Origin of the sequence: Sphingomonas phyllosphaerae FA2 (assembly GCF_000427645.1) — a bacterium.
In the GTDB taxonomy this organism is placed as follows: domain Bacteria; phylum Pseudomonadota; class Alphaproteobacteria; order Sphingomonadales; family Sphingomonadaceae; genus Sphingomonas; species Sphingomonas phyllosphaerae.
This window is the reverse complement of record NZ_KE386571.1, coordinates 1,157,331-1,180,825: the sequence shown is the minus strand read 5'-3', so window position 1 is coordinate 1,180,825 and position 23,495 is coordinate 1,157,331. Positions and strand designations below refer to the sequence as shown.

General features: G+C 66.5%; 25 protein-coding genes and 1 tRNA gene. 20 read left to right on the top strand and 6 right to left on the bottom strand.

The window, feature by feature from the left end:
• Positions 1 to 189: 189 nt before the first annotated feature.
• Positions 190 to 849 (bottom strand): SDR family NAD(P)-dependent oxidoreductase, encoded by a 660-nt coding sequence (locus tag SPHPH_RS0105935; RefSeq protein ID WP_028965859.1) that lies wholly within the window; start codon positions 847 to 849, stop codon positions 190 to 192.
• Positions 846 to 1,592, bottom strand: coding sequence for a peroxide stress protein YaaA (gene yaaA / locus SPHPH_RS0105930; protein ID WP_028965858.1), 747 nt, complete (start codon positions 1,590 to 1,592; stop codon positions 846 to 848). The genes SPHPH_RS0105935 and yaaA overlap by 4 nt, the downstream gene beginning before the upstream one ends.
• Before the next feature lie 172 nt (positions 1,593 to 1,764).
• Here yaaA and SPHPH_RS0105925 point away from each other — a divergent pair, with 172 nt between their 5' ends.
• The gene (locus SPHPH_RS0105925; RefSeq protein ID WP_238302928.1) at positions 1,765 to 3,009 is read left to right on the top strand and encodes a hypothetical protein; all 1,245 of its coding nucleotides are present in this window, start codon (positions 1,765 to 1,767) and stop codon (positions 3,007 to 3,009) included.
• A 61-nt stretch (positions 3,010 to 3,070) separates the two neighbouring features.
• Here SPHPH_RS0105925 and SPHPH_RS0105920 read toward each other — a convergent pair whose 3' ends face one another.
• Positions 3,071 to 3,532, bottom strand: a complete 462-nt coding sequence (locus tag SPHPH_RS0105920; protein WP_028965856.1) for an Lrp/AsnC family transcriptional regulator — start codon at positions 3,530 to 3,532, stop codon at positions 3,071 to 3,073.
• A gap of 203 nt (positions 3,533 to 3,735) precedes the next feature.
• Here SPHPH_RS0105920 and SPHPH_RS19055 point away from each other — a divergent pair, with 203 nt between their 5' ends.
• From SPHPH_RS19055 to SPHPH_RS0105905, 3 genes are all read left to right on the top strand, one after another.
• Positions 3,736 to 5,313, top strand: coding sequence for a sensor histidine kinase (locus SPHPH_RS19055; protein ID WP_051272868.1), 1,578 nt, complete (start codon positions 3,736 to 3,738; stop codon positions 5,311 to 5,313).
• A 48-nt stretch (positions 5,314 to 5,361) separates the two neighbouring features.
• A tRNA-Ile gene (locus tag SPHPH_RS0105910) sits at positions 5,362 to 5,437 on the top strand.
• 50 nt (positions 5,438 to 5,487) lie between these two features.
• On the top strand, positions 5,488 to 5,691 hold the full coding sequence (locus SPHPH_RS0105905; protein WP_028965855.1) for a DUF5818 domain-containing protein: 204 nt from the start codon (positions 5,488 to 5,490) through the stop codon (positions 5,689 to 5,691).
• A 144-nt stretch (positions 5,692 to 5,835) separates the two neighbouring features.
• Here the strand turns inward: SPHPH_RS0105905 and SPHPH_RS0105900 are convergent, their stop codons facing one another.
• A complete protein-coding gene (locus tag SPHPH_RS0105900; protein WP_028965854.1) occupies positions 5,836 to 7,056 on the bottom strand; it encodes an NADP-dependent isocitrate dehydrogenase in 1,221 nt (406 codons plus the stop codon).
• 107 nt (positions 7,057 to 7,163) lie between these two features.
• Here SPHPH_RS0105900 and SPHPH_RS0105895 point away from each other — a divergent pair, with 107 nt between their 5' ends.
• Together SPHPH_RS0105895 and SPHPH_RS0105890 are read left to right on the top strand one after the other, a co-directional pair.
• Positions 7,164 to 7,886, top strand: a complete 723-nt coding sequence (locus SPHPH_RS0105895) for a phosphatidylserine decarboxylase (RefSeq protein ID WP_028965853.1) — start codon at positions 7,164 to 7,166, stop codon at positions 7,884 to 7,886.
• Between the two features lie 4 nt (positions 7,887 to 7,890).
• Entirely contained in the window at positions 7,891 to 8,703 is an 813-nt protein-coding gene (locus SPHPH_RS0105890) for a CDP-alcohol phosphatidyltransferase family protein (RefSeq protein WP_028965852.1), read from the top strand.
• Here the strand turns inward: SPHPH_RS0105890 and SPHPH_RS19050 are convergent.
• The gene (locus tag SPHPH_RS19050) at positions 8,639 to 8,881 is read right to left on the bottom strand and encodes a hypothetical protein (RefSeq protein ID WP_156025854.1); all 243 of its coding nucleotides are present in this window, start codon (positions 8,879 to 8,881) and stop codon (positions 8,639 to 8,641) included. The two genes, SPHPH_RS0105890 and SPHPH_RS19050, sit on opposite strands and share 65 nt — an antisense overlap.
• A gap of 291 nt (positions 8,882 to 9,172) precedes the next feature.
• Here SPHPH_RS19050 and rpsB point away from each other — a divergent pair, with 291 nt between their 5' ends.
• The 13 genes from rpsB to SPHPH_RS0105820 all read left to right on the top strand — a co-directional run bounded on the left by rpsB (position 9,173) and on the right by SPHPH_RS0105820 (position 21,048).
• The gene (rpsB, locus tag SPHPH_RS0105880; RefSeq protein WP_028965851.1) at positions 9,173 to 9,976 is read left to right on the top strand and encodes a 30S ribosomal protein S2; all 804 of its coding nucleotides are present in this window, start codon (positions 9,173 to 9,175) and stop codon (positions 9,974 to 9,976) included.
• A 109-nt stretch (positions 9,977 to 10,085) separates the two neighbouring features.
• Positions 10,086 to 11,018 (top strand): translation elongation factor Ts, encoded by a 933-nt coding sequence (tsf, locus tag SPHPH_RS0105875; protein WP_028965850.1) that lies wholly within the window; start codon positions 10,086 to 10,088, stop codon positions 11,016 to 11,018.
• 191 nt (positions 11,019 to 11,209) lie between these two features.
• Positions 11,210 to 11,953, top strand: a complete 744-nt coding sequence (gene pyrH, locus SPHPH_RS0105870) for a UMP kinase (RefSeq protein ID WP_028965849.1) — start codon at positions 11,210 to 11,212, stop codon at positions 11,951 to 11,953.
• Entirely contained in the window at positions 11,940 to 12,497 is a 558-nt protein-coding gene (gene frr, locus SPHPH_RS0105865; protein WP_028965848.1) for a ribosome recycling factor, read from the top strand. Before pyrH ends, frr begins: the two co-directional genes overlap by 14 nt.
• A gap of 28 nt (positions 12,498 to 12,525) precedes the next feature.
• Complete coding sequence (locus tag SPHPH_RS0105860) at positions 12,526 to 13,257, top strand: isoprenyl transferase (protein WP_037488169.1); 732 nt, start codon at positions 12,526 to 12,528, stop codon at positions 13,255 to 13,257.
• 10 nt (positions 13,258 to 13,267) lie between these two features.
• Positions 13,268 to 14,101: a phosphatidate cytidylyltransferase gene (locus SPHPH_RS0105855; RefSeq protein WP_037488167.1), complete on the top strand. Its 834-nt coding sequence runs from the start codon at positions 13,268 to 13,270 to the stop codon at positions 14,099 to 14,101.
• Positions 14,098 to 15,255 (top strand): 1-deoxy-D-xylulose-5-phosphate reductoisomerase, encoded by a 1,158-nt coding sequence (locus SPHPH_RS0105850; RefSeq protein ID WP_028965845.1) that lies wholly within the window; start codon positions 14,098 to 14,100, stop codon positions 15,253 to 15,255. The genes SPHPH_RS0105855 and SPHPH_RS0105850 overlap by 4 nt, the downstream gene beginning before the upstream one ends.
• Entirely contained in the window at positions 15,252 to 16,385 is a 1,134-nt protein-coding gene (locus SPHPH_RS0105845; protein ID WP_028965844.1) for a M50 family metallopeptidase, read from the top strand. The genes SPHPH_RS0105850 and SPHPH_RS0105845 overlap by 4 nt, the downstream gene beginning before the upstream one ends.
• A gap of 139 nt (positions 16,386 to 16,524) precedes the next feature.
• On the top strand, positions 16,525 to 19,206 hold the full coding sequence (bamA, locus tag SPHPH_RS0105840) for an outer membrane protein assembly factor BamA (RefSeq protein ID WP_081668731.1): 2,682 nt from the start codon (positions 16,525 to 16,527) through the stop codon (positions 19,204 to 19,206).
• Positions 19,206 to 19,868 (top strand): OmpH family outer membrane protein, encoded by a 663-nt coding sequence (locus SPHPH_RS0105835; protein ID WP_051272866.1) that lies wholly within the window; start codon positions 19,206 to 19,208, stop codon positions 19,866 to 19,868. Before bamA ends, SPHPH_RS0105835 begins: the two co-directional genes overlap by 1 nt.
• Positions 19,865 to 20,353 (top strand): 3-hydroxyacyl-ACP dehydratase FabZ, encoded by a 489-nt coding sequence (fabZ, locus tag SPHPH_RS0105830; protein ID WP_272944239.1) that lies wholly within the window; start codon positions 19,865 to 19,867, stop codon positions 20,351 to 20,353. The genes SPHPH_RS0105835 and fabZ overlap by 4 nt, the downstream gene beginning before the upstream one ends.
• Positions 20,354 to 20,445: 92 nt before the next feature.
• Positions 20,446 to 20,676 (top strand): 50S ribosomal protein L31, encoded by a 231-nt coding sequence (rpmE, locus tag SPHPH_RS0105825; RefSeq protein WP_028965840.1) that lies wholly within the window; start codon positions 20,446 to 20,448, stop codon positions 20,674 to 20,676.
• 48 nt (positions 20,677 to 20,724) lie between these two features.
• Positions 20,725 to 21,048: a PilZ domain-containing protein gene (locus SPHPH_RS0105820; protein ID WP_028965839.1), complete on the top strand. Its 324-nt coding sequence runs from the start codon at positions 20,725 to 20,727 to the stop codon at positions 21,046 to 21,048.
• On the opposite strand, the gene SPHPH_RS0105815 is transcribed toward SPHPH_RS0105820, so the two are convergent.
• Complete coding sequence (locus SPHPH_RS0105815; RefSeq protein WP_037488165.1) at positions 21,023 to 22,594, bottom strand: glycerol-3-phosphate dehydrogenase; 1,572 nt, start codon at positions 22,592 to 22,594, stop codon at positions 21,023 to 21,025. The genes SPHPH_RS0105820 and SPHPH_RS0105815 overlap by 26 nt on opposite strands.
• A 100-nt stretch (positions 22,595 to 22,694) precedes the next feature.
• On the opposite strand from SPHPH_RS0105815, the gene SPHPH_RS0105810 reads away from it, so the two are divergent.
• Positions 22,695 to 23,489 (top strand): MIP/aquaporin family protein, encoded by a 795-nt coding sequence (locus SPHPH_RS0105810; RefSeq protein ID WP_028965837.1) that lies wholly within the window; start codon positions 22,695 to 22,697, stop codon positions 23,487 to 23,489.
• The last annotated feature ends 6 nt before the right edge of the window (positions 23,490 to 23,495 follow it).

The window sequence follows — 23,495 nt, the reverse complement described above, 5'->3', positions numbered from 1 at the left end:
ATTCGTTTCAGGCGCGTGTCTAGGCCGCACGCGGGGCAAAGTCACGCCCGGGGGCGACCGGGATGGGCGACCGTCCGGCTCGCTTCGGCGGAAAGCACCCGCCATCACCGCCCGTCATTGCGGGCGTAGCGGAGCAATCCAGTGTCGGATCAGGACGCTCTGGATTGCTTCGCTACGCCCGCAATGACGTTATGGCGCGATTTCGGCGCCGTCCCACGCGAACAGCTTGCCGCTGTCGGTCGGCTTCAGCGCGTCGAGCACATCGAGCAGTTGCACCGCGGCGCGATCAGGCTGGAACAGGTCGCGTCCGCTCTGCTGGAACGGCTTTGACAGCCGGGTGTCGACGGTGCCGGGGTGAAGCGCGACGACGATCCCGCGGTCGTTGCGGCGCTTGTCCTCGATCGCCAGCGTACGGATCAGCTGGTTTAGCGCGGCCTTGCTGGCGCGATAGCCGTACCAGCCGCCGAGCCGGTTGTCGGAAATGCTGCCGACCCGCGCCGAAAGCGCCGCGAACATCGACCGTCCGGTACGGGGCAGAAGTGGGAGGAAATGCTTCGCGATCAGCGCCGGGCCGATCGCGTTCACGGCATATTGCTGCGCCAGCCACGCCGGGTCGAGATCGCGCAGCGCCTTTTCCGGGCCGTGCTCGGCATCGTGGAGCAGCCCGGTGGCCACGACGACCAGATCGGCCTTGCCTACGCGCGCCGCAGCAGCGGCGATGGTCGGCTCGTCGGTCAGGTCCAGCTCGGCGCGGGTGAGGCGGACGACATCGTTGTCCTCCTCCGCCAGTGCGTCGGCAAGCGCCGCGCCAATCCCGCCACCAGCACCGATCACGACCGCGCGCGTCATGCCGCCCGCCGGAAGGTCCAGCGCGCATCGTCGCTGGCATCGGAATCGAAGCGGTAATCGGCGGTGTCAAACGCCTTCATGCCATCGAGATCGGTGACATGATGTTCGACAAGATAGCGTGCCATCATCCCGCGCGCTTTCTTGGCGTGGAAGCTGATGAAGCGATCGTCCGCTTCGCGGAAGTCGACCGCGACGACGCGGATCGCAGCGGGGAGCTTGCCCGCGACCGCCTCCCAATATTCGTTGCTGGCGAGGTTGAGGACCGTGCCCGAGCCCTCTGCCGCCACATCGGCGGCGAGCGCGTCGGCGATGCGCGGACCCCACCAGTCGGTCAGCTTGTCGCGGCGCGGGGCCCAGCGGGTGCCCATCTCAAGCCGGTAGGGGCGCATCCCGTCGAGCGGGCGGAGGAGGCCGTAGAGGCCTGACAGCAAGCGCAGATGGTCCTGCGCGAAGTGTACGGCGGGCTCGTCGAGGGTCGCCGCCTCCAGCCCGGTATAGACGTCGCCGGCGAAGGTGTAGAGCGCGGGGCGTTCCTCGGCAGCGTCGAAATCGCGGAAGCGATCGGCATTGAGCTTGGCGAGCGCAGGCGAGATCTTCATCAGCTCGGACAGCCGCTTTTGCGTGAGGTGCGAGGCGGCCTTCGCGAGTGTCGCCGCCTCCGCCGCGAAACGCGCGGGTGTGGCCGGGAACGGGGGTGGCGTGTCGAGGTCCAGCGTCTTGGCCGGGGAGAGAACGGCGATCATGCCCGCGCCGTACCCGCGCCGTTACGCGCGTTCAATCGCGGTTCAGCGGCGGCAACGCATTGCTACGGTACATTCCTTGTACACGCGCGCGCTGGGCACTAGAGCAGCGACCGAGCGTTACGCCCGCGAATTCTGGAGAGACGTGTCGATGAAGACCCTTTCGAACGCCGTGATGGCTGTGCTTCTGGCTGGTGGTGCGACGGTCGCACTGTCGCAGCCGGCGGTGGCACAGAAGAAGAAGGAAGAGCAGAAGGGCGATCAGCTCAAGCTCAGCAACGAGGTTCGCGGACCCGCCGCGCAGGCGCAGACCGCGCTTGCCGCCAAGGATGTCGCGACCGCAGCGCCGCTGGTCGCCGCCGTCGAGGCCGCTGCCAAGACCGACGACGAGAAGTATATCGCCGCCGCGCTGCGCCTCAACCTCGAGGTGATCCAGCCGGGTGGTCCGAACAACGCCAACCTCGTCGCACCGCTCGATGCGCTGATCGCCAGCCCGCGCACGGCGCAGGCCGACAAGGCGAAGTACACCTATCAGCGCGGCGTGATCCAGGCGAATGCCAAGGATGCGGCGGGCGCGATGCGCTTCTTCGAGCAGGCGCAGCAGCTCGGCTACAACGACCCGAACCTGCCGCTGCAGCTCGTCAAGCTGAAGATGGATTCGGGCGACATCGCCGGGGGTTCGGCGGCGCTGGCCAAGATGGTCGACGAGCAGATGGCCGCGGGGCAGAAGCCGTCGGAGGACATCTTCCGCTATGCGATCGCGCGCAACAACCAGGCGAAGAATGCCGCCGAGACGCGCGCGTGGATGCGCCGTTATCTGACCGCCTATCCGACCGCCAAGAACTGGCGCGACATGCTGGTGGTGTGGGGTATCCAGCCGCAGTCGATGGTGACGCTGGACAAGGGCCAGAAGGTCGACTTGTATCGTCTGCTGCGTGCCGGCAAGGCGCTGGCCGATCAGTATGATTACGAGATCTACGCGCAGTGGACCTTCGATCAGGGCCTGCCGTGGGAATCGAAGGCGGTGCTGACCGAGGGTAAGGCGGCGGGCAAGATCCCGGCGAACAGCCCGGATGCCGGCAGCCTGCTGGCGGCGGCGAACAAGTCGATCTCGAACGAGGGCTCGATGGCCGCAGTCGAGGCGCGCGCGATGAAGGCAGCGGACGGCAAGCTGGCCGCGAGCACCGCCGACGCGTATCTTGGCACCGGCGAGTACGCCAAGGCGATCACGCTGTACCGCGCGGCGCTTCAGAAGGGCGGCGTGGACGCCAATGCGGTGAACACGCGCCTCGGCATCGCACTCACCAACTCTGGCGACAAGGCCGGCGCGAAGACCGCGTTCCAGGCGGTGACGGGCAGCCCGCGCGCCGACATCGCGACATGGTGGATCGACTTCCTCGATCATCCGCCGGTCGCATAAGCCGCCCGGATCACGGACGCGTGGAAGGGGGGCGTCCTGCGGGTCGCCCCTTTTTCGTTTGTCAGCTGATCGGTACGCCCGCCTGCGCCTTGAAGGTGCGGATCGTCAGCGACGATTTCACGCTGGTGACGTTCGGAGCCGAGGTAAGCTTGGTGGTCAGGATGCGCTGGAAGCTCTCCAGATCCTGCGCGACGATCTTCAGGATGAAGTCGATCTCGCCATTGAGCATGTGACACTCGCGCACTTCGGGGATCGCAGCGACATGCGCCTCGAAGGCGGCGAGATCGGCCTCAGCCTGGCTTCGCAGGCTGACCATCGCGAACACCGTGATCGGGAAGCCCAATTTGGTGGCGTCGCATTCGGCGTGATAGCCGCGAATCACACCGGCCTGTTCGAGCGCGCGGACACGCCGCAGGCACGGGGGCGCGGTAAGACCGACGCGCTCGGCGAGTTCGACATTGGTCATCCGCCCGTCCTCCTGCAGCAGCGCCAGGATTTCGCGGTCGATCCGGTCCAGGGTCATCACTATCTCACTTAATTTGCCCGCGCATCTTCGCGATAGCATCCTTACATCCGGCTATAGGATTGTTGCGCTGAAACGCAATTGTTCAAAGCTGCTTCAATACGGGATGCGGAGCGATTCTCAGCGATAGCCCCGAACCGGCCGCGTCTCTAGGTACGGCGGCAGGATCATCCGCGAGCAGTAACAAGAGGTCGATCGTTTCCGTGCGCTTCAACGACAGCCTGAAGACCGTCCTGGCCGCCGAGGCACGATCGGCACTGGGCGCGCGCGCAGCGTACCGGCAGCTCGTCGACCTGATCGGCCGGGGCCGCGCACTGGCGGACGCCCCGCTGCTGGCGCGACTGCGGCAATTGCGCGACCGTGTGCCGGAGGCAGTCCGGGTGGCGTGCGCGCGATCGCTGGCGCTGGTCGATGCACCGCTGGCCCTGATCGAAATGTTCGCGACCGATACGCCCGAGGTAGCGGCGGCTACGCTTCGCGCGGTACGGCTTGATCCCCCGGCGTGGGAGGCGTTGTTGCCGCGGCTGGGACCGGTCGGGCGCAACGTTCTGCGGCAGCGCCGCGACCTGCCGCCGTCGGTCGAGCGCGCGCTGGAGAGTTTCGGCGGCGCCGATTACCGGCTGGCGTATACGCCCGTGGCGTCGCCACCGCCCGTGGCCACGACCGGTGGCTTCGATGTGGGCGATCTGGTGCAGCGGATCTCGGCACATCAGCGCACGGGTGGTGACCCGTTGCGGCCCCTTGCCGGCTTTCAGTTCGAAACCGATGCAGCCGGCGTGATCCGCTGGCTGGACGCGGCACCCCGCGGCGCGGTGATCGGGTTGACGCTCGACCATCGCGCCGGGGTCTGGGCGGGCGCAGCGGTCGACGGCGTCGCCTCGGGCGCCTTCCGCAAGCGCGCGCCGTTCTCGGGCGCGCGGCTGCGCGTGCCGGGCGAATCGGCGATCGCGGGCGAATGGCGGATCGCGGGGGTGCCGATGTTCGATCACGCGACGGGGGCGTTCACCGGCATGCGCGGTCAAGCGCGCCGTCCACGCGCCGACGAGCGCGCCGAACGTGGGCTGGAGCGTGATCGCGCCGCGGGCGCGGAGGGATTGCGACGGCTGGTGCACGAACTGCGCACCCCAACGAACGCCATCGCGGGATTTTCGGAGCTGATCGAGCAGCAATTGCTGGGCCCGGTGGCGCCCGCCTATCGGGAGCGTGCGAGCGACATCCGCCGCCGTGTCGGTGATCTGATCGGCGCGATCGAGGATCTCGATCTGGCCGCCCGGATCGATGGCCATGCCCTGGAACGTGGCGATGGCGTGGCACCGGCATCGGCGCTGTTGCAGCGGATCGGGGACGATCTCGCGCCGCTCGCTGCCTTGCGCGGTGCCGAACTGGCGTTGCCGGCAGTGCGCGATGCCGCCTGGGCGGTCGATCCCAACGATGCGGAGCGATTGATCGCGCGATTGCTGTCGGTGGCGCTGTCCGCTGCGGCGCCGGGCGAGCGGCTGACGCTCGCCCTCGTCGGTGGCGTAGGGACGCTGGCGCTGGCGTTGACGCCGCCCGAGGCCTTCGCTGAGCGCGACGAGGCGAGCCTGTTCGCGCTGGACGACGAGGATGCGTCGCGTGACGAAGGTGCGCCGCTGCTGGGGATCGGCTTTGCGCTTCGGCTGGTGCGCAATCTCGCCGCTGAGCTGGGGGGGCGATTCGTGATCGCACCGGGTCTGTTCACGCTGTTGCTGCCCGCCGTCGAAGACGGCGCGGCGGGGCAGGCGAGCGGCGGCGCGACGTAGACGCTTGCCAGAGGGCGGGCCGCGGCGCTACGGGGCGGCGCGGTGTCGGGGCCTGTAGCTCAATGGTTAGAGCTGGCCGCTCATAACGGCTAGGTTGCGGGTTCGAGTCCTGCCGGGCCCACCACCGCATTTCGGCGCGTTGCACGACATGCGCCTCGTCGCCATGTGCGACATATGAGCAGCATCGGCACCCCCATCGACGAAACCGGATTGTTGGTGCGCGAGCACGGCGCATTCGTCCTGCAGTGCGACCGCGGCGGTCGCTATGTGCTGGAACTGCCGCGTGTGCCGGTGGATCACGTCCAGAAGCGGGTGCGCGTGCAAGGGGTTTTGAGTGGAGAAGGGCGCGTCGCCGCTGAGGGCGTCAGCGCGGCCTAGGGCGGGGCATCGTACAAGTCTCGTCATTGCGACCGTAGCGAAGCAATCCAGGGCGTCCCGGGCCGACTCTGGATTGCTTCGCTACGCTCGCAATGACGGACGAGGTTGGGCGGCGGACCGTCGCTCCACCACCCGACCGTGAAATCAGGCCCAGTTGGCCATCTTCTTCTCGAGGTTGACGCGGACCGCCTCGAAGAACTGCTCGGTGGTCATCCAGCGCTGGTCCGGGCCGATCAGGATCGCAAGATCCTTGGTCATGTCGCCGCTCTCGACCGTCTCAACGCAGACCTGCTCGAGCGTCTCGGCGAAGCGCGTCACGTCGGGCGTGCCGTCGAACTTGCCGCGGTACTTAAGCCCGCCGGTCCAGGCGAAGATCGACGCGATCGGGTTGGTCGAGGTCGCCTTGCCCTGCTGATGCTGGCGATAGTGGCGCGTGACGGTGCCGTGCGCCGCCTCGGCCTCGATCGTCTTGCCGTCCGGAGTCATCAGCACCGAGGTCATGAGGCCCAGCGAACCGAAGCCCTGCGCGACCTGATCCGACTGAACGTCGCCATCATAATTCTTGCAGGCCCAGACGAACTCGCCGTTCCACTTGAGCGCCGAGGCGACCATGTCGTCGATCAGGCGGTGCTCATAGACGATGCCCGCGGCCTTGAACTGGTCGGCGAATTCGCTCTCGAACACTTCGGCGAAGATGTCCTTGAAGCGACCGTCATACGCCTTGAGGATCGTGTTCTTGGTCGACAGGTACACCGGCCAGTTGCGGCCCAGCCCGTAGTTGAGCGAGGCGCGCGCGAAATCGCGGATCGACTCGTCGAGATTGTACATGCCCATCGCGACGCCCGACGACGGGAAGTCGAACACCTCGTGCTCGATCGTGTCGCCGTTTTCGCCTTCCCACTTCATGGTCAGCTTGCCCTTGCCGGGCACCTTGAAGTCGGTGGCCTTATACTGGTCGCCGAACGCGTGACGGCCGACGACGATCGGGTGGGTCCAGCCGGGGATCAGGCGAGGGACGTTCTTCATCACGATCGGCTCGCGGAAGACGACTCCGCCCAGGATGTTGCGGATCGTGCCGTTGGGCGAGCGCCACATCTTCTTGAGGCCGAACTCCTCCACGCGCTGCTCGTCGGGGGTGATCGTCGCGCACTTCACGCCGACGCCGTACTTCTGGATCGCCTTGGCGCTGTCGATCGTCACCTGGTCGTCGGTGCGGTCGCGCTCCTGGACGCCGAGATCGTAATAATCGAGATCGATATCGAGGTACGGCTTGATCAGGCGCTCGCGAATCCATTCCCAGATGATCCGCGTCATTTCGTCGCCGTCGATCTCCACGACGGGCGTCTTTACCTTGATCTTCGCCATGCTCGCTTGTCCTTCGAGTGGGTGGTTTGGTGCGGCGATAGGGGGAAGGGGGGCAGGGATCAACCTACGGCGTTGTCACCACGCGCTTACGTAGATAGGACGAAGCGATGACTTCGCTCGACAAGCCGCCGGTCGTCACGACCACCGTCAAGTGGCGCTTCCCCGCCGTTCACCCGGAGGGGCAGAAATTCACCGCCATCGCGTTCGGCATCACCTTGTTGATGACGATCGTGTCCAAGGTGTTCTTCTGGCCCTTCCTGGGGCTGACGCTGTGGGTGGCGGCGTTCTTCCGCGATCCGGTGCGCACCACGCCGATCGGCGACGACCTGATCGTCTCACCCGCCGACGGCCTGATCACGATGATCGAGCGCGTCCCGGTACCGCGTGAGCTGATCGGCGATCTCGGCGAGGCGCCGATGGTGCGCGTGTCGGTGTTCATGTCGGTGTTTGACGTGCACATCAATCGCTCGCCGATCGCGGGAACGATCCGGCAGGTCGTCTATATCTCGGGCAAGTTCCTCAATGCTGATCTCGACAAGGCGTCGGAAGAGAACGAGCGCCAGCATTTTGTGGTCGAGGGCTTCGATGGCCGCCGGGTCGGGTTCACGCAGATCGCCGGACTGGTGGCGCGCCGCATCGTCGGCTTTGCCAAGATCGGCGACATCGTCGCGGCTGGCCAGCGCGTCGGGCTGATCCGCTTCGGTAGCCGCGTCGACGTGTATCTGCCGGAAGGGTTCGAACCGCAGGTCGCGCTGGGGCAGCGCGCGGTGGCGGGCGAGACGGTGCTGGGACGCCTGGGCGTGCCACGCATCACCGGCAAGTCGCAGTAAGCGGATGCGCCCGCCGATCCGCCGCCCGCTTCGTCGCCCCCCCGGTGGCCTGCCACTGCGCGCGGTCGCGCCCAACGCGGTGACGGCACTGGCACTGTGCTCGGGACTGTCGGGCATCCGGTTCGCCATTTCGGCGCAATGGGAAATGGCGGTCGTGATGGTGCTGATCGCGGGCGTGCTCGATGGCCTTGACGGCCGCGTCGCGCGCATGCTGCACGGTGAGAGTCGGTTCGGTGCCGAACTCGACTCGCTTTCCGACGCGATCTCGTTTGGCGTCTCGCCCGCGTTGATCCTGTATCTCTGGTCGCTGCATGCGCTGCCACGGTTCGGCTGGATGGCGGCATTAGTCCTCGCGGTGTTCTGCGCGCTGCGCCTCGCGCGGTTCAACGCGAACATCGACGCCGACGACCAGCCACACAAATCGGCGGGGTTCCTGACCGGCGTGCCGGCACCGGCCGGCGCCGCGCTGGCGCTGTTGCCTCTGTTCCTGTGGTTCGTCACCGAGGCACCGATCCTGCGCGACCCACGGCTGGTCGCCCCGTGGACGGTGATGGTCGCACTGTTGATGGTGTCGAGCCTCGCCACCTTCTCGACCGGATCGCTGAAGCTGCGCCCCAATATCCGTTTTGAGGCGATCGCGATCGTGGTGGCGGTCGGCGCCGCGGCCGTCAGTGCGCCGTGGCAGACCGCCGCCGCGGCCGGCATCGCCTATCTGCTCGCGCTGCCGTTCAGCGTCGCCAGCTACGCGCGCGTCAAGCGGCTTCGCGCGAGCGCAACGTCACCCGGGTCATCGTCGATCCTGCCGCCCAACGCCTGACCGCGATCCGCCGCTCGGCGCGGACCAACGTCGAGAGCGGTTCGAACCGCGCGCTGCCCGACTGCCCGCGCAGCACTGCCGCGATCCGCGCGGCTTGCGGGAGCACCGTCACCGCCAGCGCATAGAGCGCGAGACCCGCCGCTCCACCGAACACCATTACCGCCATCAAGGTCGCCATGCTCGCCTCCTCGCACATCGTGCGAACCATGGTGCTGTAAATTCCTGCACAGCGCCGTGGTTCCTAAATCAATGTCAGAGCGGACGTTTAGGAACAAGGTTCCCGCTCTGTTCCCACACCTTGTTCCATCTATGTTCGCAGGTGTCAACACCCGATCGCCGGTTGCATCGCGCAACCGCTTCGGCTAAGGCGCGCGCCTCAACCCCGCATGGGGAGCATCATCAACCGGTGCGCTGACCTTTCAGGTCGCGTCACTCGCTCCCCAGAGGCTCAACCGGAAGGAAACACATCATGGCGGCTCCTGTCGTCTCCATGCAGCAGCTCATCGAAACCGGCGCGCACTTTGGCCACCAGACCCACCGCTGGAACCCGAAGATGAAGCCCTACATTTTCGGCGAGCGCAACGGCGTCCACATCATCGACCTGTCGCAGACCGTGCCGCTGTTCGCGCGCGCGCTCGACTTCGTCAGCCAGTCGGTAGCGTCGGGTGGCAAGGTGCTGTTCGTCGGTACCAAGCGCCAGGCGCAGGAGCCGGTCGCCGAGGCGGCGCGTCGCTCGGGCCAGCATTTCGTCAACCACCGCTGGCTGGGCGGGATGCTCACCAACTGGAAGACGATCTCGAACTCGATCAAGCGCCTGAAGAGCCTTGAGGAGCAGCTGTCGGGCAACACCGCCGGCCTCACCAAGAAGGAAGTGCTGCAGCTGACCCGCGAGCGCGACAAGCTCGAGCTGTCGCTGGGCGGCATCCGCGACATGGGCGGCATCCCGGACGTGATGTTCGTGATCGACGCCAACAAGGAAGAGCTGGCGATCAAGGAAGCCAACACGCTCGGCATCCCGGTCGTCGCGATCCTCGATTCGAACGTGTCGCCGGACGGCATCGCCTTCCCGGTGCCGGCGAACGACGACGCGGCGCGCGCCATCCGCCTGTACTGCGAAGCGATCGCGATCGCTTCGACCCGCGGCAACCAGCAGCAGCAGGCGAGCCGTGGCGTCGATCTGGGCGCGATGAGCGAACCGCCGGCGGAAGAGGCGCTGGCCGCAGAGCCGGCCGCGGAACCCGCAGCGGCCGAGGGCGAAACCGCCGCCGCGTAAAGCGAATGTCATGGAGGCGTCGTAACCGGCGCCTCCACTATTTCCCGATCGACGCGTGGCGATGGAAATGTCGCCGCGCGTCGACTCCATCACAATCGAGGACAGTCAAATGGCCGATATCACGGCAGCGATGGTCAAGGACCTGCGCGAGAAGAGCGGCGCGGGCATGATGGACTGCAAGAAGGCGCTGAACGAGACCGGTGGCGACACCGACGCGGCGCTGGACTGGCTGCGCACCAAGGGCTTGGCCGCGGCGCAGAAGAAGTCGAGCCGCACCGCCGCCGAGGGTCTGGTCGGCGTCGCCGTCGCCGGCACCAAGGGTGCGGTGGTCGAGGTGAACTCGGAAACCGACTTCGTCGCCAAGAACGAGCAGTTCCAGAATTTCGTCCGCGACGTGACGCAGATCGCGCTCGCCACCGGCGGTGACGTCGATGCGATCAAGGCGGAGAAGATGCCGTCGGGCACCACCGTCGAGGAGGTGCTGACCAACAACATCGCGACGATCGGTGAGAACCAGTCGATCCGCCGCGCGCGTCAGCTGAGCGTCGAGAATGGCGCGGTCGTGGCCTATGTCCACAACCAGCAGGCGCCGGGCCTCGGCAAGATCGGCGTGCTGGTCGCGCTGGAGAGCACCGCCGCCGACGACGTGCTGCAGGGTCTGGGCAAGCAGCTGGCGATGCACATCGCGGCCGCGTTCCCGAAGGCGCTGAACGAGAACGACCTCGATGAGGCCGAGATCGAGCGCGAGCGCGCGATCGCGACCGAGAAGGCGTCCGAATCGGGCAAGCCGGCCGACATCATCGCCAAGATGGTCGAGGGCTCGATTGCCAAGTATCGCAAGGAGCACGCGCTGGTCAGCCAGCTGTTCGTCATGGACGGCAAGACCAAGATCAGCGACGTGGTCGCCAAGGCCGGCAAGGACGCCGGTGCCGAGATCGTGCTGAAGGACTATGTCCGCTTCCAGCTTGGTGAGGGCATCGAGAAGGAAGTGTCCGACTTCGCCGCCGAGGTCGCCGCCGCTTCGGGCGTGCCGCAGGGCTGATCCGCCGACCGCGTCGCGGGTTTCCTGCGACGCCGCGCGGAATTCGTGCCGCCGCTCCGGTCGACACCGGGGCGGCGGTTTGCGTTTGTGCGTCGCGGGACGAGCTTCGTGATCGTGTCAACCCATTGCCAGCCGCGTACCCGCCGCTTAGGGTCCGCGCCGCTTCGCCCTCCCACAACGACGGAAATCCTGTGACCGAGCCTCGCTACAAACGCATCCTGCTCAAGCTGTCGGGCGAGGTCCTGATGGGGCAGGGGGGGCTGGCGATCGACACCGCGGTGACCGCACGCGTTGCTGAGGAAATCGCCGATGTGCGTGCGCAGGGCTACGAGCTGTGCGTCGTCGTGGGCGGCGGGAACATCTTCCGCGGCATCTCCGGCGCGGCGAACGGCATGGAGCGTGCCACCGCCGATTATATGGGGATGCTGGCGACGGTCATGAACGCGCTGGCGGTGCAGAACGCGCTGGAGACGATCGGCGTCGACACGCGCGTCCAGTCGGCGATCCCGATGCATTCGGTATGCGAGCCGTTCATCCGTCGCCGCGCCGAGCGTCATCTGGAAAAGGGCCGCGTCGTGATCTTCGCCGCCGGCGTCGGCTCGCCGTTCTTCACCACGGACAGCGGCGCGGCATTGCGCGCGGCCGAGATGAACTGCGACGCCTTGTTCAAGGGCACGTCGGTCGACGGCGTCTATGATGCCGACCCGAAAAAGGTGCCCGATGCGAAGCGTTATGACACAGTCAGTTACGACATGGTTCTGGCAAAGAACCTGAAGGTAATGGATGCCAGCGCCGTGGCGCTGTGCCGTGATTCGGACATTCCGATCGTCGTGTTCAACATCCGCGAGCACGGCAATTTCGCCGCCGTGCTGGACGGCAAGGGCGTATCGACGGTCGTGCAGAAGAAGATGGAGACTATCGATGCCCGCGTATGACAAGGCCGATCTCGAGCGGCGCATGAACGGTGCGATCGAAGCGCTGAAGGGTGACCTCAGCGGATTGCGGACCGGCCGCGCCTCGACGTCGCTGCTCGATCCGGTGACCGTCGAGGTCTATGGCGCGCATATGCCGCTCAACCAGGTCGCAACCGTCTCGGTGCCAGAGCCGCGCATGCTGTCGGTCCAGGTATGGGACAAGACCAACGTCGGTCCCGTCGAGAAGGCGATCCGCTCGGCCGGGTTGGGCCTCAACCCGATCAACGACGGCCAGACGCTGCGGCTGCCGATCCCCGATCTGACCGAAGAGCGCCGCAAAGAACTGGCGAAGCTGGCCGGTCAATATTCGGAGAAGGCCAAGATCGCGGTGCGCAACGTGCGTCGCGACGGCATGGACGCGCTGAAGACCGACGAGAAGAAGAACGTCATCTCGGAAGACGACCGCAAGCGTCTGGAAACCGAGGTCCAGAAGCTGACCGACACGACGATTACCGAGATCGACGCCGTATCGGCGGCGAAGGAAAAGGAAATCCTCAACAAGTGACGGCGCGCGCGCTTCGGGGACGGATGTGATGGCGACCGCGGCGATCCCGCAGGCCGCGCCGGCCGTCCTGCCGCGTCATGTGGCGATCATCATGGACGGCAACGGCCGCTGGGCCGCGGCCCGACGGCTGCCGCGGGCGATGGGGCACCGGGCGGGCGTCGAGGCGGTGCGGTCGGTGACGCGTGCGGCGCGCGCGATGGGGATCGAGGCGCTGACGCTCTACGCCTTCTCCTCGGAGAACTGGCGTCGGCCGGCCGAAGAGATCGGCGGGCTGATGAAACTCCTCAAGCTGTTCATCCGCAACGATCTCGCCGAGCTGGTGCGTGAGGATGTGCGGCTGCGCGTGCTGGGCGACTATCGCCGCTTCCCGGAGGATGTCGTCGCGCTGATCGACGATGCGCTGGCGCGTACCGTCGACAATCGCGGTCCGATCCTCGCCATCGCGCTGAACTACGGTGCGCAGGCGGAATTGGTTGCGGCGGCGCAGTCGCTGGCGGCACGGGCGGCGGCGGGAGCGCTCGATCCGATGGCGATCGATGCCGAAGCGATCGACGCCGAGCTTGAGACGCACGATCTGCCGCCGCTCGACCTGTTGATTCGCACCTCGGGCGAGCAGCGGTTGTCGAATTTCCTTCTTTGGCAGGCCGCTTACGCCGAATTGCTGTTCGTCGACACGCTTTGGCCCGACTTCGATGCCGAGGCGTTGGCTGCGGCGGTCGAGGCGTTCGGCCGACGCCAGCGTCGCTACGGCGGGCTGTGACCTCGTTTTCATGAGCGACGACGCTCCGCTCCCGCCGACCCCCGACGCCAAATTGCGGACGCCGTCGAACCTGCGACTGCGGATGATCGCCAGTGTCGGGATGATCGTGGTTGCATCGGTGGCGCTGGTGCTGGGCGATATCGCCTTCTGGCTGCTGGCGGTGGTGATCGCGCTGTTCATGATGGCCGAATGGTCGAACCTCCATCATGTCGATGCGAGGACGAAGCGGCTGGCGCAGATGGCACTGAGTGTCCCGCTGGCGACTATGGCGCCGGCATGGCTGATCATCGAGCCACATGACTTCTTCACGCTTGGCCTGATCGGAGGTGCGGCGTTCTTCGTGGTGATCGTCACCAAGCTGCCGCAACTGGCGGTCGGCGTTGTGTATTGCGGAGTGCCGGTGTTGGCGTTGGTGGTGTTGCGGCGGCATGACGAGCACGGCCTGCTCTACGCCTTCTGGGCGATGGCGTTGGTCTGGGCGTGCGACATCGGTGCGTTCTTCGCGGGGCGCTCGATCGGTGGCCCGAAGCTGGCGCCGCGGCTGTCGCCGAACAAGACCTGGGCCGGGCTGATCGGCGGCACGATCGCGGCGGGTGCGCTGGGGCTGGTACTTCATGCGACCGCGGGATTGCCGCTCGCGCTGGCGCTGTGTTCGCCGGTGCTGGCGGTGCTGGCGCAGATCGGCGACCTTTACGAGAGCTGGCTGAAGCGACGTGCGGGGGTCAAGGATTCGGGCAACATTCTGCCCGGGCATGGCGGCGTCCTGGATCGCCTCGACGGGCTGGTGCCGGTCGCGCCGGTCGCCGCGGCTTTGGTGTTGATCCTGCCGAGCCTGACGGCATGAAGACCGTCAATATTCTGGGCGCCACCGGCTCGGTCGGCACCTCGACGCTCGACCTCGTCGAGCGCGCGCCCGAGGCGTTTCGCGTCCGGGCCTTAACCGCGAATTGCGACGTGGAGCGACTGGCGGCGGCTGCGATCCGCACCAATGCCGAAATGGCGGTGGTGGCTGATGAATCGTGCCTCCCAAGACTGCGTGGCGCACTGACGGGTACAGGTATTGCGACGGCCGGCGGCGCGCAGGCGGTGTGCGATGCGGCGGCCAATGGTGCAAACTGGACGATGGGCGCGATCGTCGGATGCGCGGGGCTGCGGCCGACGCTGGCGGCGATCGAGCAGGGCGGGACGGTGGTGCTCGCCAACAAGGAGCCGCTGGTGTCGGCGGGGGCGATCATCACCGCCGCCGCGGCGCGGCATGGCGCCACGCTGCTCCCGGCCGACAGCGAGCATAATGCGATCTTCCAATGCCTCGATCTTGCGCAGGTCGACCGCGTGCGGCGGATCATCCTGACTGCCAGCGGCGGGCCGTTCCGCGACTGGTCACTTGAGGATATGGGCGCGGTCACGCCGGCACAGGCGGTCGCGCACCCCAATTGGTCGATGGGCGCGAAGATCTCGGTCGATAGCGCGACGATGATGAACAAGGGGCTGGAGCTGATCGAGGCGGCGGCGCTGTTCCCGATCGACGCCGACCGGATCGAGATCGTCATTCACCGCCAGTCGGTGATCCACAGCCTCGTCGACTATGTCGACGGCTCGATGCTCGCGCAATTGGGGCCGAGCGACATGCGCGTGCCGATTGCGCATTGCCTTGCCTGGCCCGAGCGGATGGCAACGCCGATGGCGCCACTCGACCTCGTCAAGATCGGCAGGCTCGACTTCGAAGCACCTGACGAAACGCGCTTTCGTTCGCTGGCGCTCGCGCGGGCTGCAGTAGATGTTGGCGGTGCGCGTCCTGCGATCCTGAACGCGGCGAACGAGATCGCCGTGGCGGCGTTTCTGAAAGGGGCAATCGGCTTTCTTGAAATCGCCGCAATCGTCGACGATACCCTGCAGCGCTACGACCCGGCCGCGCCGGAAACGCTCGACGCGGTGCTCCACGTCGACGCGGAAGCGCGGCGATTGGCGGGCGAGCGTGTGAAGGATTGCGTGGCTTGATCCAGACACCCGGACTGTTGCTGACCGTGCTCGCCTTCTTTCTGGTGATCGGTCCGCTCGTCTTCATCCACGAAATGGGTCATTATCTCGCCGGGCGGCTGTTCGGGGTAAAGGCGGACGCCTTCTCGATCGGCTTCGGGCGCGAGGTTGCGGGCTGGACCGACAAGCGGGGAACGCGCTGGAAGCTGGCGTGGCTGCCGCTGGGCGGATACGTGAAGTTTGCAGGCGACATGAACCCGGCCAGCCAGCCGACCGGCGAATGGCTGGCGCTGCCGCCCGCCGAGCGCGCGCAGACGTTCCAGGCCAAGCCGGTGTGGCAGCGTGCGATCATCGTCGCCGCCGGACCGTTCGTGAACTTCGTCCTCGCGATCCTGATCCTTGCCGGCTTCGCGATCGCTTATGGCGACGCGCGGACGCCGAGCGTGGTGGGGCAGGCGATCCCCGGCACCGCTGCGGCGGCTGCCGGCTTGCAAGCCGGCGACCGCGTCACCGCGCTCGGTGGCCGCCCGGTCGAGACGTTCGAGGACATGGTCCGCTTCGTGAAGATCCGCGCGGGTGAGCGGGTGCGCGTCGATTACGTCCGCGGCACGACATCGGCGAGCGTCGAGGCGGTGATCGGCACGCAGGAGCAACGCGACCGCTTCGGCAACAGCTACCGCGTCGGGCTGCTCGGCATCTCGCCGGCCGCACCGGTGATCGAGCCGGTCGGCCTGCTGGAAGCGCCGGTCGTCGCGGTGCAGCGGACCGGACAGATCGTCGAGATGATGGTCGAGACGATCGGCCAGATCATTTCCGGGCGACGCTCGGTCAAGGAACTCGGCGGACCGCTGTCGATCGCCAAGGTGTCGGGCGAGCAGATCACGCTGGGGCCGGACGCCTTCGTTTTCCTGATCGCGCTCGTCTCGATCAATCTGGGGTTCATCAACCTGCTGCCAGTGCCGATGCTGGATGGCGGGCACCTGCTCTTCTACGCAATCGAGGCGGTGCGACGCCGGCCGGTGGCGCCGGAGGCGGTGGAATGGGCGTATCGCGGCGGATTGGTGGCGGTGCTGGCGCTGATGTTGCTCGTCACCTTCAACGATCTCGGCAACTTCGGGCTGTGGCGGCATCTCGCCGGGTTGATCGGGTGAGCAAGGTAAGGCAGGGCGGCGCACGCGCCGAAGACCGGGCCTGGATGGACGGCGTTTACTCTCGGGTAGGATTGCAGTGACGGTGCTGAACACTTCGACTTCGCGGGCGCGTGCCTCGGCGACCTTGCTGGGCTGCACCATGCTGGCCGGCGTGCCGCTGGCGGCGACCGCGCAGACCCGCCCGGCCGCCACTGCGCCCGCCCGTCCCGCAGCCACCGCTCCGACGGCGGCGCCTGCCGCGCAGGCGCCCGCAATTGCGCAGCCCGCCGCCCGCACGATCACGTCGCTGCGCGTCGAGGGCACGCAGCGGATCGAGCCGGAGACGGCGCTGAGCTATACCAAGCTGCGGCAGGGCGACAGCTATACCAACGAGACGCTCGATCAGGCGATCAAGGACCTGTACGCCAGCGACCTGTTCGCGGACGTACAGATCGACGGCGCGGCGACCGGCAATATCGTCATCCGGGTGCGCGAGAACCCGATCATCAACCGCGTGATCTTCGAGGGGAACAAGCGCCTCAAGGAAGACAAGATCGGCAAGGAGGTTCGCCTCAAGCCGCGTCAGATCTTCACGCGGTCCGCGGTGCGCGCCGATGTCGCGCGGATCATCGAACTGTATCGCCGGCAGGGCCGCTTCGCCGCGACCGTGCAGCCCAAGATGGTCAGCCTCGACCAGAACCGGGTCGACGTGATCTTCGAGGTGAGCGAGGGGCCGAAGTCGAAGGTCCGCCAGATCAACATTATCGGCAACCAGGTGTTCGACGACGGCAAGCTGCGCGCGCAGATGGCGACCAAGGAGGCACGCTTCTATCGCCTGCTGTCGTCGGGAACGTCCTACGATCAGGATCGCCTTGCTTACGACCAGCAGAAGCTGCGGCAATTCTACCTGACCGAAGGCTATGCCGAGTTCCGCGTGACCTCTGCGGTCGCCGAGCTGACGCCGGACCGCAAGGACTTCATCATCACCTACGTGGTGGAGGAAGGCCCGCGCTACAAGTTCGGCGACGTGACGGTCGACAGCGACATTCGCGATTTCGACGGCAAGAAGCTGGCCGCCGGGCTGCCGATCAAGAAGGGCGACTGGTACAACGCCAAGACGGTCGAGGACACGATCGACAATCTGAGCGAGACCGCCGGGCTGTTCGGCTATGCGTTCAGCAACGTGCAGCCCGAATATCAGCGCGACAGCGAAGCGCACACGATGTCGATCAACTTCCACATCGGGCAGGCGCAGCGCACCTACGTCGAGCGGGTCGACATCACCGGCAACACGCAGACGCAGGACAAGGTGATCCGTCGCGAAGTGCGTCTGGGCGAGGGCGATGCGTTCAATAGCTTCCAGGTGAAGCGTTCGCAGGATCGCATCAACTCGCTCGGCTTCTTCCAGGACAAGTTCGAGATCAAGCAGACGCCCGGCTCCGCTGCCGACCGCGTCGTGCTGGAGGCCAATGTCGAGGAGCGCTCGACGGGGCAGCTTCAGTTGTCGGCGGGCTTCTCGAGCCTCGAGCGGTTCATCATCCAGGCGAACATCACGCAGAACAATTTCCGCGGCAAGGGGCAGACGCTCAGCGCGGGCGTGAACTATTCGACCTATTCGAAGTCGATCCAGCTGGGCTTCACCGAGCCTTATGTGTTCGACAAGAACATCGCACTCGGTGTCGACGTCTTCCGTCGCGACTATAATGCGTTCAACTTCATCGGCACCAACCGCAATACCACGTACAGCCAGGTGTCGACCGGCTTCCAGATCCGCACCGGCGTGCCGCTGACCGAATATTGGCAGCTCGCCGGCCGGTATCAGTTCTCTTATGACGAGGTCGGCCTCGACGAGAACAGCTTCTACACGAACGGCAAGTGCGATCCGCTCAAGGCCGGTCGTTACCTCTGCGATTCGCTGGGCAACCGTCTGACGTCGTCGGTCGGTTACTCGCTGATTTTCGACAGCCTCAACAGCCGCCTGCGCCCGACCGCGGGGCAGCGGTTCGTGTTCAGCCAGGACTTCGCCGGGCTGGGCGGCGACGTGAAGTACATCCGCTCGAAGCTCGACTTCTCGAAGTTCGTCAATATCGGCGGCGGGTTCATCGGTTCGTTCGTGGGCGAGGGCGGCTATATCAAGTCGCTCGAGAAGTCGCGCGGTGAGGGTGTGGACCGCATCCGCATCAACGACCGCTTCTACCTCGGCGAACCGCAGTTCCGCGGCTTCGACATCCGCGGCGTCGGCCCGCGCGTCCAGCGGCGCTACTACACGACGGACTCCGCCGGCAAGCAGGTGCTGATCACCGATCGCGATCAATTGGTCGACGATGCGTTGGGCGGTACCGCTTATTATCTCGGCCGGTTCGAAGTCGAGATCCCGCTCGGCTCGGGCGCGCGCGAAATGGGGCTGCGGCCGTCGATCTATGCGCAGTTCGGCAGCCTGTTCAACATCACCGAGCCGTTGCCGACCGCGACGTTCCCGACGACGACCGACGCCAACGGCAACACCGTCGTACTGCCGCTGCCGGTAAAGGACACCGCGGGCAATCCGCTGTATTCGTACGTCAATGCGGCCGGGGTCCTGGTGCCGACCACGTGCGCCGCCGGCCTTCCGAACGGCAACGGCGGCTGTAACGGCATCGTCCCCAATTCGCCGCAGATTGCGTCGCAGCCGTTCGAGGAGCGCTTCCTTGGCAATTCGGCGCGGCCGCGTGTCTCGGTGGGTATCGGCGTTAACTGGAATTCGCCGTTCGGACCGCTGCGTATCGATCTCGCCAAGGCTCTGATTTCGCAGCCCGGCGACGACCGCAAGCTCATCACCTTCAACGTAGGGACTCAGTTCTGATGACTAACTTCAAGCACCTCCTGCTCGCCGCGGCGCTCGTGACGCCGGGCGCGTTCACCGCCGCGACCGCGACCGCCCAGGTCGCCGGTATCGCCGTCGCCGATCCTGAGGCGGCTGTCGCGAATTCCAAGGCATGGGCAACCGCGCGCCAGCAGATCCAGACGACCTACAAGGCGCAGCTCGATCAGGCGAACACGCGTCGCCAGGCTGTCCAGGCCGAGTTGCAGCCGCTAGTCGCCGCCTATCAGAAGGCCGCTGCCGCCCCCGGCGCGACCGAGGCGTCGCTGCGCACGCAGGCGCAGTCGATCCAGACCCGCGAGCAGACCGCCAATGCCGAACTGCAGCGCCTGACCGCGCCGGCGAGCCGCGCACAGTCTTATGCGATCGAGCAGATCTCGGCCAAGCTGCCCGACGCCGTGAACGGTGCAGTCCGCGCCAAGAACGTCAGCCTGCTGCTGCGCCCGAACGCCGCGCTGTTCGCGCAGCCGACGACCGACATCACCTCGGCGATCACTGCCGAGCTGGATCGTCTGGTCCCGACCGTCGGTGTCACGCCGCCGGCCAACTGGCAGCCGGGTCAGCAGGGTGACGCCGGTGCGGCTGCGCCGGCCGCTGCTCCCGCCGCCCCGGCGGCGACCAGCCGCACCCCCACCGGCCGGTGAGCGAGGCGCCGGCCGACACGACGGGCGGGCCGATCGGCCCGCTCGACATCGTGGACGTGATGGCGGCGCTGCCGCATCGTTACCCGATGCTGCTGGTCGATCGGGTCGAGGAGATCGTCCGCGATCGCTCGATCCGCGCGATCAAGGCGGTGACGATCAACGAAGGCTTCTTTCAGGGGCATTTCCCCGGACGCCCGATCATGCCGGGCGTGTTGATCATCGAGGCGCTGGCACAGGCCGCGGGCGTGCTCGCGGTCGAAAGCCTCGGCCTCGCCGGATCGGGCAAGCTGGTCTATTTCATGGCGATCGATGGCGCGAAGTTCCGCAAGCCCGTCGAGCCGGGCGTGCTGCTGTCGCTTGAGGTCGAGTTCGTTCAGAAGCGCTCGTCGGTGTGCAAGTTCGCGGGCGTGGCGAAGATCGACGGTCAGGTCGCCGCGGAGGCAAACTTCACCGCGATGATCGCGGACCCGCCCAAGCGCGGCTGATTGCCCACAGGCTTTGACTTCGGCGCTCGTTTCGATTAGGCGCGCGCCTTCCTTTCAGGCTGGTCGGAACCAGCCATTTCGGAGCACGACCCATGAAGAAAGACACGCACCCCGACTATCACATGATCAAGGTCCAGATGACCGACGGCACCGTGTATGAGACTCGCTCCACCTGGGGCAAGGAAGGCGACACGATGACGCTGGAAATCGATCCCTTGGCGCACCCGGCATGGACCGGTGGCCGTGGTCAGGTGCTGGACGCTGGTGGGCAGGTTGCTCGCTTCAACAAGCGCTTCGGTGGTGGCCTCACGCTTCGCAAGTAAGCGGGCGCGTTAACCATTCGTTAGGCATGGCGGCGTACGATCGCCGCCATGTTCGCAGCCGAATACGCCCCTGCCGCTCGCCCCTTCCGCCGCAGCAAGCGTGCGCGACTGGAGCTGGAGACACCCGCCGAACAAAGCGGGATGGCGCGGACGTTGTGCAAGGTCGTCGACCTTTCCGAGCATGGCTGCCGGCTGCTCACGTTTTCCAGCATGGACCGCAACCAGCCGATCTGGCTGAACCTGCCGGGGCTCGGCATGATCGCCGCGATGGTGGTGTGGGCGGACGATCTGGTCGCCGGCTGCGTCTTTGCCTCACCGTTGTCGGCGGATGCCTTCAACGCGTTGGTCAGTCGCCACGGGCTGATCCACTAAGTCGTTGCGCCAGATAGGCGTCGACTCGCGCCGCGGTGTCGGCGGGTACGTGCAGGCCCAGCTTGCTGCGCCGGAACAGAATATCCTCCGCGCTTGACGCCCATTCGTTCGCGCTGAGGTAATCGACCTCGCGCGTGAACAAGCCGCCACCGAGATCCGCTCCCAAATCCGCCGTGGTTCTCGCATCCCCAAGCAGTCGCTCGGTCCGGGTGCCGTAGGCGCGCGCGAGGCGGCGCAGCAAAGGGGCGGGGAGCGCGGGATAGCGCCCCTGCAAGGTCGTAAGATACCGCTCGAAATCGGCGTCAGCGATGTCGCCGCCGGGCAAAGGCGCGTCGGCAGTCCAGGCGGGACCGACCGCCGGGAAGAACCGCGACAGTTTCTGAAGGGCGTGTTCGGCCAACTTGCGATAGGTGGTGATCTTGCCGCCGAAGACGCTCAGCATCGGCGCACCGTCGGTGCCCGTATCGAGGTCGAGCACGTAATCGCGCGTCACCGCAGAGGCGTTCGCGGCATGGTCGTCGTAGAGCGGGCGGATGCCGGAATACCTCCAGACGATTTCTTCCTGCGTCACCGGTCGCTCGAAATACCGCGCGATGGTGCCGAGCAGATAGTCGGTTTCCTGCTGGTCGATGACCGCACGACCGGGTTCACCTTGCCAAGCTTCGTCGGTGGTGCCGACCAACGTGTAATGCTGCTCGTACGGGATCGCGAACACCACGCGCCGATCCGGGTTTTGGAGCAGGAACGCATGTGGGCCGTCGTACAGCCGCGGCACGACGATATGGCTGCCCTTGACCAGCCGGACGCCCCGGTCGCGCCGGGCGTCGGGAACGCTGCCGAGCACGTCGGCCACCCACGGGCCCGCCGCATTGACGAGGGCGCGGGCGCGAACCTCACGCTGGCCGGCAGCGTCGGCGATCGTCGCGCGCCAGACGCCGCTGGCGTCGCGGCGGGCGTCGACAAGGCGGGTGTGGGTGAGGATCGTCGCGCCGCGATCGGCGGCGTCGCGCGCGTTGAGCACGACCAGCCGGCTGTCCTCCACCCAGCAATCCGAATAGACGAAGGCTTTGGGATTGCCCGGCTTCAACCCGCGGCCGACGGGGTCGCGATCAAGCGCGACGGTGCGCGTGGCCGGCAGCCGCTCGCGCCCGCCCAGATGGTCGTAGAGGAACAGGCCGAGCCGCACGAGCCACGCCGGGCGCGGCGAGTTGCTTTGCGGCAGCACGAATTCGAGCGGCCAGATGATGTGCGGTGCCATCCGCCACAGCCGTTCACGCTCGATCAGCGCCTCGCGGACCAGCCGGAACTCGCGATATTCAAGATACCGCAACCCGCCGTGGATCAATTTGGTCGAGGCGGAGGACGTATGGCTGGCGAGATCGTCCTTCTCGACCAGCAGCACCGACAGCCCGCGCCCCACGGCATCGCGCGCGATGCCGGTGCCGTTGATGCCGCCACCGACGATCAGCAGGTCGACATCGAAAGCGGTCGGTCGTGTCGGTTGCTGCACGGAAAGCGCCTCTTCGCGGTTGAGATCACCCAACATATGGCAAGTTCGGCGGTTGCTTCAAAGCGGCATTGACCTTGCGCACAAACACAGGAAGGTAGCTGCAGCGCCCGCGTGAGGCGCGGCGGAGGAGCGGGGCATGACGGGGCAGCAGGGCTTCAGGGGCGAGTTGATCGCCGAGGCACTGGCGGTGGCGATCATCATCACGCTGGGCGATTCCGCGGCGGCGATGCTGATCCTCTACGATCCCAGCCCGTATGCGACCGCCTATTGGGGCGTATGCATTGCCTGGGGGCTGGCGGTGACGCTGGCGATCTACGTGACCGGTGCGGTTTCGGGCACGCATGCCAATCCGGCGGTGACGCTGGCACTGGCAATCTTCCGTGACTTTCCCAAGCGCAAGGTGCTGCCCTACGTGGCGGCGCAGATGGTGGGCGCGATGATCGGCGCGGCGCTGGTCTATCAATTGTTCGGCCCGGTGATCGAGGCGTTTAACGCCGCGCATGGGCTGACCCGCGCCGGAGGCGGCGCGGCGGGCGTATTCTTCACCGCACCCGGCGCGCACATCACGCCTGTCCATGCCTTCTGGGACGAGGTGGTGCTGACCGCGATCCTGTTGCTCGGCATCTTCGCGATCACCGACGAGTTCAACACGCAGGCGCCGATGGCGAACGCCAGCGCGCTCATCATCGGGCTGCTGGTCGCCTGTATCGGCGCGTCGGCGGGCTATCTGGAGGGATGGCCGATCAACCCGGCGCGCGACTTTGGCCCGCGGCTGTTCTGCTGGTTGATGGGGTGGGGCGATTCCGCGCTGCCCGGGCCCAGCAATTACTGGTGGGTGCCGATCGCGGGGCCGCTGGTCGGCGGGGTGACCGGCGCGGCCATCTACCAATATCTGGTACGGCCCAACCTGCCGCCGCGCGCGCACAACTGACATTCA